Source organism: Pseudomonas sp. LBUM1660, assembly GCF_059695935.1.
Genome location: NZ_CP166795.1, coordinates 5,469,148 through 5,482,748 on the forward strand (window position 1 = coordinate 5,469,148; position 13,601 = coordinate 5,482,748).

13 protein-coding genes are annotated in these 13,601 nt (G+C 57.6%); 4 read left to right on the plus strand and 9 right to left on the minus strand.

Going from position 1 to position 13,601, the window contains the following annotated elements; translation table 11 throughout:
- Positions 1-159: 159 nt before the first annotated feature.
- Positions 160-357, minus strand: a complete 198-nt coding sequence (locus ACA068_RS25375) for a YbdD/YjiX family protein (RefSeq protein ID WP_007895266.1) — start codon at positions 355-357, stop codon at positions 160-162.
- A 14-nt stretch (positions 358-371) separates the two neighbouring features.
- Positions 372-2,438, minus strand: a complete 2,067-nt coding sequence (locus ACA068_RS25380) for a carbon starvation CstA family protein (RefSeq protein WP_497305592.1) — start codon at positions 2,436-2,438, stop codon at positions 372-374.
- Positions 2,439-2,597: 159 nt separating this feature from the next.
- Between ACA068_RS25380 and ACA068_RS25385 the strand changes: the two genes are divergently transcribed.
- Positions 2,598-2,966: a PilZ domain-containing protein gene (locus ACA068_RS25385; protein WP_497305594.1), complete on the plus strand. Its 369-nt coding sequence runs from the start codon at positions 2,598-2,600 to the stop codon at positions 2,964-2,966.
- Between the two features lie 70 nt (positions 2,967-3,036).
- On the opposite strand, the gene radA is transcribed toward ACA068_RS25385, so the two are convergent.
- From radA to katB, 3 genes are read right to left on the minus strand one after another with little or no spacing between them, the layout of a single operon-like run.
- Positions 3,037-4,404 carry a DNA repair protein RadA gene (radA, locus tag ACA068_RS25390; RefSeq protein WP_010467488.1) on the minus strand — a complete coding sequence of 456 codons (1,368 nt, stop codon included), beginning with the start codon at positions 4,402-4,404 and terminating at the stop codon, positions 3,037-3,039.
- Positions 4,405-4,449: 45 nt separating this feature from the next.
- Positions 4,450-4,992: an ankyrin repeat domain-containing protein gene (locus ACA068_RS25395; RefSeq protein WP_497305596.1), complete on the minus strand. Its 543-nt coding sequence runs from the start codon at positions 4,990-4,992 to the stop codon at positions 4,450-4,452.
- A gap of 59 nt (positions 4,993-5,051) precedes the next feature.
- Entirely contained in the window at positions 5,052-6,593 is a 1,542-nt protein-coding gene (gene katB, locus ACA068_RS25400) for a catalase KatB (RefSeq protein WP_497305598.1), read from the minus strand.
- 286 nt (positions 6,594-6,879) lie between these two features.
- On the opposite strand from katB, the gene mscL reads away from it, so the two are divergent.
- On the plus strand, positions 6,880-7,299 hold the full coding sequence (gene mscL, locus ACA068_RS25405; protein WP_497305600.1) for a large-conductance mechanosensitive channel protein MscL: 420 nt from the start codon (positions 6,880-6,882) through the stop codon (positions 7,297-7,299).
- A gap of 41 nt (positions 7,300-7,340) precedes the next feature.
- Here mscL and ACA068_RS25410 read toward each other — a convergent pair whose 3' ends face one another.
- Positions 7,341-8,117 carry a ferredoxin--NADP reductase gene (locus ACA068_RS25410; protein WP_497305602.1) on the minus strand — a complete coding sequence of 259 codons (777 nt, stop codon included), beginning with the start codon at positions 8,115-8,117 and terminating at the stop codon, positions 7,341-7,343.
- A gap of 344 nt (positions 8,118-8,461) precedes the next feature.
- On the opposite strand from ACA068_RS25410, the gene ACA068_RS25415 reads away from it, so the two are divergent.
- Both ACA068_RS25415 and ACA068_RS25420 read left to right on the plus strand, forming a co-directional pair.
- Positions 8,462-9,172, plus strand: a complete 711-nt coding sequence (locus tag ACA068_RS25415; protein WP_497305603.1) for an autoinducer binding domain-containing protein — start codon at positions 8,462-8,464, stop codon at positions 9,170-9,172.
- Between the two features lie 188 nt (positions 9,173-9,360).
- Entirely contained in the window at positions 9,361-10,485 is a 1,125-nt protein-coding gene (locus tag ACA068_RS25420) for a methyltransferase (RefSeq protein ID WP_497305605.1), read from the plus strand.
- A gap of 81 nt (positions 10,486-10,566) precedes the next feature.
- Here the strand turns inward: ACA068_RS25420 and ACA068_RS25425 are convergent, their stop codons facing one another.
- The 3 genes from ACA068_RS25425 to ACA068_RS25435 are packed head-to-tail and all read right to left on the minus strand — an operon-like array spanning position 10,567 to position 13,245.
- The gene (locus ACA068_RS25425) at positions 10,567-10,734 is read right to left on the minus strand and encodes a DUF2474 domain-containing protein (protein WP_010467474.1); all 168 of its coding nucleotides are present in this window, start codon (positions 10,732-10,734) and stop codon (positions 10,567-10,569) included.
- A gap of 57 nt (positions 10,735-10,791) precedes the next feature.
- Positions 10,792-11,799 (minus strand): cytochrome d ubiquinol oxidase subunit II, encoded by a 1,008-nt coding sequence (gene cydB, locus ACA068_RS25430; protein WP_219096073.1) that lies wholly within the window; start codon positions 11,797-11,799, stop codon positions 10,792-10,794.
- Between the two features lie 3 nt (positions 11,800-11,802).
- Positions 11,803-13,245, minus strand: a complete 1,443-nt coding sequence (locus ACA068_RS25435) for a cytochrome ubiquinol oxidase subunit I (RefSeq protein ID WP_497305607.1) — start codon at positions 13,243-13,245, stop codon at positions 11,803-11,805.
- Positions 13,246-13,601 lie beyond the last annotated feature (356 nt).

A 13,601-nucleotide genomic window follows, 5' to 3' on the forward strand; every position in this document is an offset into this window, starting at 1 on the left:
AGTCTCCTGTTTCACAAAATTAAAGTATCAACACAAAACAAATGTGGGAGCTAGCCTGCTAGCGATGGCGGACTGACAATCAACAGTGATGTTGAATGTTCAGCCGCCATCGCTAGCAGGCTAGCTCCCACAAGGATTGCTGTTAACCCGACAACCGGGTCAACAGCACTTCGGCCCACCCTTGCCACCGTAACGAGCCTCTTGGCGTTCCCGGAAGAACATCTCGTAGCTCATCACCGGTTTGTCCGGGTGTTTGGTTTGCATATGCTCGACGTAGTTGTCGTAGTCGGGCATGCCGACCATCAGACGCGCGGCCTGACCGAGGTATTTACCGAGGCGACTCAGGTCATTGAACATGCTGCAATCCTCGATTACGCATCCGGCAGCGCCTGGAACGGTGCTTCTTTATCCGTGCGTTCTTTGCTGCCCCAGGCGGAGATACCGACCTTGAGCGCATAGAACAGGATACTGAAGACCACGAACAGGAACAGCGCCGTCAGCGTTGCGTTGGTGTAAGCGTTGAAGATCACATGCTGCATCTGAGTGATGTCCTTGGCCGGGGCGAGGATCTGACCATTGGCCAGCGCGTCGCTGTATTTTTTCGCCAGCGACAGGAAGCCGATCGCCGGGTTGGCGTCGAACAGCTTGATGAAACCGGCCGTGGTGGTGCAGATCAGCAGCCAGACCGCTGGCAGCATGGTTACCCAGACGTAGCGTTGGCGTTTCATTTTGATCAGCACAACGGTGCCGAGCATCAGCGCGATACCGGCCAGCATCTGGTTGGAGATACCGAACAGAGGCCACAAGGTGTTGATGCCGCCCAGTGGATCGATCACGCCCTGGTACAGCAACCAGCCCCACATCGCCACGCAACCGGCGGTTGCGATCAGGTTGGCGGTCCAGGATTCAGTGCGCTTGAGCGCTGGGACGAAGGAACCGAGCAAATCCTGCAGCATGAACCGTCCGGCACGGGTGCCGGCGTCGACGGCAGTCAGGATGAACAGCGCTTCAAACAGAATCGCAAAGTGGTACCAGAACGCCATGGTGTTTTCACCCGGCAGGACACTGTGCAGGATCTGCGCGATACCAACCGCCAGGGTCGGCGCACCGCCGGCACGGGCCAGGATGGTGGTTTCACCGATGTCCTTGGCCACCGCTTGCAGCGCTTCCGGGGTAATTGCAAAGCCCCAGCTGCTGACAGTTTGGGCCACGGCCACCACATCACCGCCGACGACTGCTGCCGGGCTGTTCATGGCGAAATACACACCAGGCTCGATCACCGAAGCCGCCACCATCGCCATGATGGCGACGAAGGATTCCATCAGCATGCCGCCGTAACCGATGTAACGGGCGTTGACTTCGTTATCCAGCAGTTTCGGCGTGGTGCCGGAGGAGATCAGCGCGTGGAAACCGGAGACCGCACCACAGGCAATCGTGATGAACAGGAACGGGAACAGGCCGCCCTTCCAGACCGGACCGGTGCCATCGATAAACTGGGTCAGCGCCGGCATTTTCAGCTCAGGCATGGTGATCAGGATGCCGATCGCCAAGGCCACGATGGTGCCGATTTTGAGGAAGGTCGAGAGGTAGTCGCGCGGCGCCAGAATCAGCCATACCGGCAGCGATGCGGCTACAAAACCGTAACCGACCAGCATCCACGTAATCTGTACGCCAGTGAATGTAAAGGCTTTGGCCCAGACTGGATCAGCGGCAATCTGCCCACCGAGCCAGATCGAGCCCAGCAGCAACAGCACACCGACCACGGAGATTTCGCCGATGCGGCCCGGGCGGATGTAGCGCATGTAGATGCCCATGAACATCGCGATCGGGATGGTCGCCATCACCGTGAAAATGCCCCAAGGACTTTCGGCCAGGGCTTTCACGACGATCAATGCCAGCACCGCGAGGATGATGATCATGATCAGGAAGCAGCCAAACAGCGCGATAGTCCCGGGAATACGGCCCATTTCCTCACGGACCATGTCGCCCAACGAGCGGCCGTTACGGCGGGTGGACATGAACAGGACCATGAAATCCTGAACCGCACCGGCCAGCACCACGCCGGCAATCAGCCAAAGCGTACCGGGCAGATAACCCATCTGTGCAGCCAATACCGGACCGACCAGCGGCCCCGCGCCGGCGATGGCGGCGAAGTGGTGACCAAAAAGGATGTGTTTGTTGGTGGGGACGTAGTCCAGACCATCATTGTTGAGCACGGCGGGGGTGGCCCGTCGAGGGTCGAGTTGCATCACATTGTTGGCGATGAACAGACTGTAATAGCGGTAGGCAACCAGATAAATGGCCACGGCCGCGACCACAATCCACAAGGCGTTGATCGCCTCGCCTCGGCGCAATGCCACGACACCAAGGGCGCACGCTCCCACGATTGCCAGCAGCAGCCAGGGTAGATGGCGTAGCAGGCTATTATTATTTTTCATTTTATGATTCCAGCCAGGGTGGACAAGAAAGACAGCCACCCCGAGTTTAGCTCGCCTGACGGCAAAGACCATACCCCGATATTGGTCTAGCAGACTGTCCTGACTGGCAGGCTCCGACAATGCGGGTCTATAGTCAGCGAACATCTAGAGGATTGCGCCATGAGCGAGCACCCTGCCGATCGCCGCCGCTTCAAACGTATTGCGTTCGATGCCAAAACCGAACTGAGCCAGGGGGAATTCATCTGGCCGGTGAAGCTGATCGACCTGTCACTCAAGGGGCTGCTGATCGAGAAGCCAGAGCCGTGGCTGGGTAATCCAGAGTGGCATTTCCTGGTCGATATTCATCTAACCGAAGACGTCGGGATCAAGATGGATGTGATGTTGACCCACGATGACCATCGTCAACTCGGGTTCGTTTGCAAACACATCAGCCTGGAATCGATTGAACGCCTGCGGAGGTTGATCGAATTCAACCTGGGCGATCCTGAGGAACTGGAGCGCGAATTGGGCGCTTTGATCGAAATCTAAAGACTCAAAACCAATCCAATGTGGGAGCGAGCTTGCTCGCTCCCACAAGGTTTGTGTTCCTCCTGGAAGGTTATTCGAACAATGCGTCGAGGGCCTGCTCCAGCCGGGTCACGGCAATAATCTGCAACCCCGGCGGCGCTTCCTTGGGCGCATTGCCCTTGGGCACGATGGCGCGTTTGAAGCCGTGCTTGGCGGCTTCCTTCAAGCGTTCCTGGCCACTCGGCACCGGGCGTACTTCGCCCGACAGCCCGACTTCACCGAACACCAGCAAATCATGGGGCAGCGGGCGGTTGCGCAAACTGGACATGACCGCGGCCATCAACGCCAGGTCGGAGGCCGTTTCCAGCACCTTCACCCCGCCGACCACGTTGAGGAAGACGTCCTGATCGTGAGTCGGAATCCCGCCGTGACGATGCAGCACCGCCAGCAACATCGCCAGACGATTCTGATCCAGCCCCAAGGTGACCCGACGGGGGTTCGCCAAATGGCTGTCATCCACCAGCGCCTGGACTTCCACCAGCATCGGCCGCGTTCCTTCCCACGTCGCCATGACTACGCTGCCCGGTACTTCTTCCTGCGCACGGGTCAGAAAAATCGCTGACGGGTTGGAGACTTCTTTCAGGCCCTTGTCGGTCATGCCGAACACGCCCAATTCGTTGACGGCGCCGAAACGGTTTTTCACCGCTCGCAACAGACGCAGCCGTCCATCGGATTCGCCTTCGAAATACAGCACCGTATCGACCATATGCTCCAGCACGCGCGGCCCGGCCAAGGCGCCTTCTTTTGTCACGTGGCCGACCAGGAAAATCGCCGTGCCGCTCTGCTTGGCATACCGCACCAGCAATGCCGCGCTTTCCCGAACCTGCGACACGCCACCCGGTGCCGATTGCAGTTGCTCGGTGAAGATGGTCTGAATGGAGTCGATCACCATGACCTTGGGTTTTTCGACCCGGGCGGTGGCAATGATGGTTTCGATGCAGGTTTCGGTCATTACCCGCAGCTGATCCTGAGGCAGGCCCAGACGACGCGCGCGCATAGCAACCTGCTGCTGGGATTCTTCGCCGGTGACGTACAGCGCCGGCATGACTTTGGCGAGGTTGCACAAGGTTTGCAGGAGAATGGTCGATTTTCCGATGCCCGGATCACCGCCGATCAGGACCACCGAACCATCCACCAGGCCACCGCCCAACACCCGATCGAGTTCGCTGGACGCAGTGGAGAAGCGCGGAATCTCTTCGACGCTGACTTCGGCCAGGGTCTTGATCTGTGCCTGTTGGCCGGTCCAACCGGTGCGACCGCTGGGTGCTGCGGCGCCGCCGCTCTCGACCATGGTTTCGGTCAGCGTGTTCCAGGCCCCGCACTCGCCGCACTGGCCGGCCCACTTGGGGAAGGTTGAGCCGCACTCGGTGCAGCCGTACATGCGCTTGGCCTTGGCCATCTGAACTCCCGACAAAAACCGCGATGATAGCTCAGCTGACGCGGATCAGCGCGGCGCCGCTGTGCGGATTTCACCCTTGGCCAGACGCGCGGCGCTATTGCCTAACGGATCTTCGGCATTCAAGTCGGCGCCCTTGGCCTTGAGCTCATCCAGCAATTCGACTCGCTTGAACAGTCCCGCGTACATCGCGGCCGTCTGGCCAGCGCCGTTACGCTGGTCAGGGCTGCAATGGGCGGCCAACAGGGTTTTGGCGATCTGGATTTCGCCCTTGAAAATGGCGCCCATCAGGGCGGTGTTGCCGCGCTGATCCTGAGCGCAGGCATCGGCCCCGGCTGCGAGCAAACGGTCCACGGCGGCTGTCTGGCCGTGATAGGCCGCAAGAATCAGCGCGGTATAACCCTTGCTGTCGCGGGTATCGAGGGAATAATCGGCCTCAATGAAGGTATCGAGCATCGGCACATCGCCACGGCGGGCGGCGTCGAAGTAATAGTTTTGCAGTTGAACCTTCAGCGCTGCGGGATCTTCGGCCGGCGCGCCGATTACGCTGAACGACAGGCACGCCAGAAACAGCGATAGACAAAAACGCATGGCAAGCTCCTTGGTCTGACGGAGCCTCGTCAGAGGCCCCGCTTTTCAGGCAAACGCGATCAGTCAGCCAGCTTGGCCGCCAGCGCCTTGACCCGGCCCAGATCACCCTTGGCCACCCTGGCAACGCCAGTCCCGTATTCAGGGTCGGCCTTATAAAGGAAGGACAGGATGATGTGCTTGCTCTCGTCATCGGTGGTGGCCAGTGAACCGCCGAAGCTCTCGATCAAGTCCTTGCGCTCTTTCTTGCTGAACGAGCGATACAGATCCCCGGCTTGCTTGAAGTTCTGCTCACGCTGGATCTTCGCCTGCTGCGTGCTGCCCGACAGGGCCGACTGGCTGTAACGTGCGGTTTGCGGCTCGTCACGCGGCAGCAAACGGCTCGGCTGATAATTCACGCCGCTGCTGCTGTGGCCGATGTTCATCGCGCCATCCTGATTACCGTTGTTCACGGCGACCTTGGGTGCATTGATCGGCAATTGCAGTGCATTGGCGCCCAGGCGATACAGTTGAGTATCGGCATAAGAGAACACCCGCCCCTGTAATAAGCGATCTTCGGAAGGCTCGATGCCTGGAACAAGATTGGCCGGCGCCATGGCAACTTGTTCTGTTTCCTGGAAGACATTTGCCGGATTACGGTTCAACACCATTTGTCCAACTTTTCGTTCAGGAACTCCGGGCCAGATTTTGGTTGCGTCCAATGGATCGAAATCAAACTTGTACAGATCTTGAGGATTTAATACCTGGACGTACAAGTCCCATTTCGGAAACTCACCCTTGTTAATATGAGACACCAAATCATTAGTCATATGACTGTAGTCTTGGCCTTGTACTTTGGTCACCGCTTTTGGATCGAGGTTATTAATCCCCTGCAAACTTTTCCAGTGAAACTTCACGTAGTGAATTTCACCTTTTGCATTAACTAACTTGTAAGCATGAACACCGTTGCCGTCCATTTCCCGATAACTGGCGGGTGTACCGGAATTGGAATACAACTCCGTCAAGGTGCGAGTGGCTTCCGGGACATGTGAGAAGAAATCAAAGCGGCGGGCATCATCGTCCAGGTTGGTACGCGGGTCTGGCTTGAAGGCGTGGACCATGTCCGGGAATTTGATCGCATCACGAATGAAGAAGGTCGGAAAATTGTTGCCGACCAGGTCCCAGTTGCCGTCCGCGGTATAGAACTTGGTGGCAAAGCCGCGGGGATCACGCAGGGTTTCTGGCGAATGGTTCCCGTGGACGACCGCCGAGAAACGCACAAACACCGGAGTGCTCTGACCACCCGCAAACACCTTGGCCTTGGTCAGGTCACTCAGGTCATCCGTCACGGTGAAGGTGCCGTGGGCACCGGTGCCGCGGGCATGCACGACGCGCTCGGGAATGCGCTCACGATCAAAGCGTTGGAGTTTCTGGATCAGTTGCACATCCTGTAGCAGCACCGGGCCGTTGGCGCCGGCGGTTTGCGAGTTCTGGTTGTCGCCCACGGCAGCACCGTTGTCGCGGGTCAGGGTCGAAGCGTGGACGGAGAAGGACAGCAGGCTGGCGGTTAATACGCCGAGGGTGCACCGAGAGGGGAAAGCCCCAAGGCCAATGGTCGAAGTCATATCAAGTTCCTCTGTTTTCAAGGCGCACTCCAAGTGCGCTACCCAGAGGCTAGAGGCCCGGACCGCAGAACATAAATAGAAAGAACGTAATGCGATGATTCATAAATTTATGTGGCTAATCAGCTTGTTAGCACGTATTTCGCGCGCGATTGATGGCATTTTGCAAACTAATTGGCGGCAAATGTGTCGATAAACACGAGCATTGTAAGAAGCTGTTTCGAGCAAGAGCCGTAATGCTGCTTTACACTGCGCTCCACCAACCTCATCTGTAACAAGGAAATAACCTATGGGCGTGATAAGTGAGTTCAAGGCCTTCGCGGTCAAAGGTAATGTGGTCGACATGGCCGTCGGTATCATCATCGGCGCCGCCTTCGGCAAGATCGTTTCATCGTTTGTCGGCGACGTGGTGATGCCGCCAATCGGCCTGTTGATCGGTGGGGTGGACTTCAGTGACCTGGCCGTTACGCTCAAGGCAGCCAACGGGGATATTCCGGCCGTGGTGCTGGCCTACGGCAAGTTCATCCAGAGCCTGATCGACTTCATCATCGTCGCCTTCGCGATCTTCATGGGCGTCAAAGCCATCAACCGTCTGAAACGCGAAGAGGCCGTTGCGCCAACCCTGCCGCCGGTCCCAACCAAGGAAGAAGAGCTGTTGAGCGAGATCCGTGACCTGCTCAAAGCCCAGAACAATCGGCCTGAAAGCTGATTGCGAAACAGAAACGGCGCCTTCGGGGCGCCGTTTTTTTTTTACCAGAAGTTCTCCACCGCCACCTGGCCGGGTCGTCGACTGAGACTCAAGTGCATGTCCCGCTGTTTGAGCAACTTGCGTGTGTCATCGATCATCTGAGGGTTACCGCAGAGCATGACCCGCGAGTGCTCCGCCGTCAGTGCCACCCCCGCCTCCCGCTCCAGTTCGCCATTTTCTATCAGCGTCGTGATTCGCCCGTTCAGGGCGCCGGGGTGCTCCTCGCGCGTGACAGTCGCGATGAACTGCAATTTGTGCGCGTATTCGGCTAGATAGTCGCGCTGCGCCAGCCCCGCGATCAGCTCCTGATAAGCCAGTTCGCGGGCTTCCCTTACGCTGTAGACCAGGATGATCCGCTCGAATTTCTCCCACACCTCGAAGTCCTGCAGGATCGACAAAAACGGCGCAACGCCGGTGCCTGTGGATAACAGCCAGAGATCACGACCGTCGACGAAACGATCCAGCGTCAGGTAACCAAAGGCCTGATGGTCGACCAACAGCGTATCGCCAATCTGCAGCCGGCTCAGTTCACTGGTGAACTCACCGCCTGGCACAACGATGGAAAAGAACTCGAGAAACTCGTCATGCGGCGAGGAGACCATTGAATAGGCGCGCCACACCGTGCTGCCATCGGTCCGGGTCACGCCGAGCCGGGCAAATTGTCCCGCCCGAAAACGAAAACCGGGGTCTCTGCTGGCTCGCAACGTGAACAGGTTGGGGGTCAACGGCTGAACGTCGGTCAGGGTCTGGCGAGTGAATTTTTCTGTGCTGGCGGTCATGGGGTGCTCCATTCAACAGATGCCCCAGTGTCCCGCAAAGCGGGTGATGTAAACACCGGTGATTTGTAGTGGCTTTGGACAAGACTCCATGTCCTGCCGTCATTAATGCGGTTGAAAATGACTCAATTTTCACACTAACCAAAGGGTACTAAACAAGGCTCAACAATTGCATTGGGTGCAACATATAAACTTGTCAGTTCCCGACTAAGAACCAGTTATTTACTTTTCAACCTTTTCAAGAGCAAAAAAATTGCAGCCTGCTCGTAGGAATACTCCTACACTCGTGGCGTGCTGGATTTCGGATCCAATGTGCACCCCCTAGATACCCGCATGGAGTTACACCAATGGAAGTGTGGAACGAATCACGTTTAAGACAGATATCTGAGGCAAGAGACGTTGAACCTGCCTATGAGATGTCACTGGATTTCGTCAAAAGCCTTGGCTTTAATTTTTGTGCATTTTCAATCACTTCTCACTTACGAGGCCCACACTTCGACAGAGTGAATTTCAATAACTACCCAAGTGACTGGAACACGGAATATGAACAAAATCACTTCAGGGAAATAGATCCAGTAGTAGCTCATTGCAATAAATCAACACTGCCCATTCTATGGGAAGAGAAGGTCTACTCGAAAACACCAACGCTGTGGCAAGTACAGAAACAACTCGGTTTGCAGTATGGCTGGTCGCAATCGCTCCATGGCGACAGCGGGCTGCGCAGCATGCTTAGCCTGGCAAGAAGCGACAGCCCGATCACCCCCTATGAATTTTATGAAAAAATGGGTTTCATGATTTTCATCGGCAACCATCTGCATGGGCTCGTCGCTAAAAAACTCCCCGATCGCGTGAAGGATTGCTGCAAACCTCATTTATCAGCACGCGAGATAGAGGTATTGAAACTGTCAGCCGATGGCAAAACCGCCTATGAAATAGGCAGGATCCTCTTCATCACTGAACGCACCGAAAATTTTCATATTCACAGGGCAATCCAGAAACTGGGCGTCAACAACAAGCTCGCAGCAGTGGTCGCGGCAACCAGGGCGTGCATGATCTGAGCAGAACGCCCGAGTACCCAGGAGGAAAAACCTGCGAGTATTCCAAAAGAAAAAAACGTACCATTTGCGGCTCCTCCAGAGTGATGACGAGTGAACCATTACGTCGCAGTCCACTCGGACGGTCCCGCCCGCTACAACGCTTCAGGCAGCGGGACACCACACCCGTTGACTACCCAGAGCCCCGCCTCATGCCCCTGCTCGAAACGCCCTTCGCCCAACTCGATCTGATCCGTCAGCCAGAACAGCAAAACGAACCGCTGCAAGCTTTCGACGCAGCAGACGAATACCTGCTCAACCATCTGGCCGAGCAACAACCGGCCGCCGACACTCGAGTACTGGTGCTCAACGACAGTTTCGGCGCATTGGCCGCGAGCCTGGCGGGAAAAGTGGTGGTGACCACCAGCGGCGACTCGTTCCTGGCCTTCCAGGGTCTGGAAAAGAATCTGATCCGCAACGGCCAGGCCTTCGATGCCGTGCCGAGCGTACCGGCCAACGAAGCTTTTGCGGGGCCGTTTGACCGTGTGTTGATACGGGTGCCGAAAACCCTGGCCTTGCTGGAAGAGCAACTGATTCGCCTGCAAAACCAACTGGCTCCGGGCGCCCAGGTCATCGCTGCGGCGATGGTCAAGCATCTGCCTCGTGCCGCGGGTGATCTGCTGGAACGTTACATCGGCCCGGTGCAAGCCTCGTTGGCGGTGAAAAAAGCCCGACTGCTGATCGCAACGCCCGAAGCCAAAAGCCCAGCCGTGTCCCCCTACCCTTCCCGCTATCAACTCGACACGCCGGCGATCGAACTGCTGAACCACGCCAATGTGTTCTGCCGCGAAGGGCTGGACATCGGCACTCGAGCATTTCTTCCACACTTGCCACAGAACCTCGGTACAGCCCGGGTTGCCGATCTCGGTTGTGGTAACGGCGTACTGGCAATCGCCAGCGCTCTACAAAACCCTGAAGCCCATTACACGCTGGTGGACGAGTCATTCATGGCGGTGCAATCGGCCGCCGAAAACTGGCGCGCTGCACTGGGTGGTCGTGACGTGATCGTGCGCGCCGGCGATGGCCTGGCCGGGCAAGAGCCACAATCGCTGGACGTGGTGTTGTGCAATCCACCGTTTCACCAGCAACAAGTCGTCGGCGACTTTCTGGCCTGGCGGATGTTCCAGCAGGCGCGCGAATCCCTGGTGACTGGCGGTGCGTTGTACATCGTCGGCAACCGTCACCTGGGCTACCACAGCAAGCTCGCACGGTTGTTCCGTGGCGTTGAACAAGTGGCAGCCACGCCGAAATTCGTCATTCTCAAAGCCCGCAAATAACCGCAGGTAAAAAAAACCCTCCGGGACAGGAGGGTTTTGAGTTCGTGGCGCAAGGCAACGGGATGGGGAATATCGGGCGTTTCAGTGCGTGGACAGACCCGCGGCGTTCATGAACATGCGCATCAGGCTGGCCACGATAAACAGGGCCCCCACGCTACCGACCCAAATCAAGGCCAACCAACCGAGTCGCTGCCAAAGCGGTTTCTTCTCTGCCGCCTTGATTTCCTCCAGGGAATGTTTGCCAGCCATCATCTTGATCTCCTCTGAAACGGCGCAGGTTCAAGCCCTGCGCCATTGTCGTGTGCGCTAGTGATAACCGTCTTCGTGGGTCACCTTGCCGCGGAACACGTAATAGCTCCAGAAGGTATAACCCAGGATGAACGGGATGATGAACAGCGTACCGACCAGCATGAAACCCTGGCTTTGCGGCGGTGCAGCGGCGTCCCAGATCGAAATCGAAGGCGGCACGATGTTGGGCCACAGGCTGATGCCCAGACCGCTGTAGCCCAGGAAGATCAGCACCAACGTCAGCAGGAATGGCGTGTAGTGCGCATTGCGGGCCACGGCGCGAATCAGACCGTACATGGTCACCAACACCAGAATCGGTACGGGCAGGAACCAGAACAGGTTCGGCAGAGTGAACCAGCGAGCCGCGATCTCGGCGTGGGCCAGCGGGGTCCAGATACTGACGATACCGATCACCGCCAACACCACGAACGCCAACGGCCGCGCCAGATCATGCATCTGTTCCTGCAACTTGCCTTCGGTCTTCATGATCAGCCAGGTGCAGCCGAGCAGCGCATAAGCCACCACCAACGCGAGGCCGCAGAACAGGGTGAACGGTGTCAGCCAGTCCAGTGAACCGCCCGCAAACTGGCGGTTGACCACTGGCAACCCGTCGATGAATGCACCCAGCGCCACACCCTGGAAGAACGTTGCAGCAATCGAACCACCGATAAACGCCTTGTCCCACAGATGACGCTTGTCGTCCTTGGCCTTGAAGCGGAACTCGAACGCCACGCCGCGGAAAATCAGCCCGATCAGCATGAAAATCAGTGGCAGGTACAGCGCCGAGAGCACCACCGAATAGGCCAGCGGGAACGCGCCGAACAACGCCGCGCCGCCCAGCACCAGCCAGGTTTCGTTGCCGTCCCAGACCGGGGCGACGGTGTTCATCATCACGTCACGGTCAGTCTTGCCCGGGATGAACGGGAAGAGAATCCCGATCCCCAGGTCGAACCCGTCCATGACCACGTACATCATGATGCCGAAGATGATGATCACGGCCCAGATCAGCGGAAGATCAATACCCATGACTCAAATCTCCTTGGTCAGGCTGGGGCGGTGGTCAGCGTCTGCACCATCGTCGTCGGCTGCAGAAAGCGGACGGGCCGGCGTGCGTTTCTGGCCAGGGCCACCGTCATTGGTTTCCTTGCCTTCGTCTATCTTCGGCCCTTTGCGCACAAGGCGCATCATGTAGCCCAGACCGGCACCGAACAGCGCGAAATACACCACCACGAACAGGATCAGCGTGATGCTCATCTGCATGAAGCTGTGATTGGAGGAAGCGTCCGCCGTGCGCATCAGGCCATAGATCACCCACGGCTGACGGCCGATTTCAGTGGTAAACCAGCCCGCAAGGATCGCAATCAGGCCGGACGGGCCCATCCATAACGCCAGATAAAGGAACGGACGCGAGGTGTACAACTTGTCGCTCTTGCGCAGCCACAGGCTCCACAGTCCGGTGAAGATCATCAGCATGCCCAGACCCACCATGATCCGAAATGACCAGAACACGATGGTCGAATTCGGCCGGTCTTCAGGCGGAAAGTCCTTGAGCGCCGGCACTTGTTTGTCCAAAGAATGCGTCAGGATCAGGCTGCCCAGGTACGGAATTTCCACCGCGTATTTGGTCCGTTCTTCCTTCATGTCCGGCCAGCCAAACAGGATCAGCGGAGTTGGCTCATCGCCGTGGTTTTCCCAGTGACCTTCGATCGCGGCGATTTTCGCCGGCTGGTGCTTGAGCGTATTGAGCCCGTGAAAGTCACCGATGACCGCCTGAATCGGCGCCACGATCAATGCCATCCACATGGCCATCGAGAGCATGGTGCGGATGGCCGGGTTGTCCTTGCCGCGCAGCAGGTGCCAGGCCGCCGAAGAGCCGACGAAGAAGGCGGTCGCGACGAACGCGGCCGTTGCCATGTGCATCAGACGGTAGGGGAATGACGGGTTGAAGATCACGGCGAACCAGTCGGTGGGAATGACCTGGCCATTGACGATTTCGAAACCCTGCGGGGTTTGCATCCAGCTGTTGGAGGCGAGAATCCAGAAGGTCGAGATCAGTGTGCCGATGGCGACCATGACCGTGGCGAAGAAGTGCAGGTTGCGCCCGACCTTGTTCCAGCCGAACAGCATGACGCCGAGGAAACCGGCCTCCAGGAAGAACGCTGTCAGGACTTCGTATGTCAGCAATGGCCCGGTCACGGAGCCGGCGAAGTCCGAGAATCGGCTCCAGTTGGTACCGAACTGATAGGCCATGACCAACCCGGATACCACACCCATGCCGAAGTTGACGGCAAAGATCTTCGACCAGAAATGGTACAGATCGCGGTAAGTGTCGTTGTTCGTCTTCAGCCACAGCCCCTCGAGCACCGCCAGGTAACTCGCCAAGCCAATGGTGATGGCCGGGAACAGGATGTGGAACGAGATGGTGAACGCGAACTGAATTCGGGCGAGATCAAGCGCCTCCAAACCGAACATAAGTCTTCCTCTGTCAGGTAATACTGGCTGAAGGCTTGCGGCCTGCACCCACGGCCCCCACGGATATGGAGTGTGGCGAATTTGAATTCGTTCTTTTTTACAACCATCACAACGTAGGGAGTCTGGCCATCTGGCCGCCGGATCATTTCCACCAAGGGTCTTGATCTGGATCAAGCAATGGTTAAAAGAGTAGTCCCATTTTTGACGATGGACGGTGTGGTCTTTTGCCGCGTGACAGGTTGCCTCATAGCTCTGCTCATGAACTGAAACACATTACCTGTGGAAGCGAGCCTGCGCGCGAAGCGGTGTGTCAGGCAGCAGAGATGTCGACTGATACTCCGTCATCGCGAGCAGGC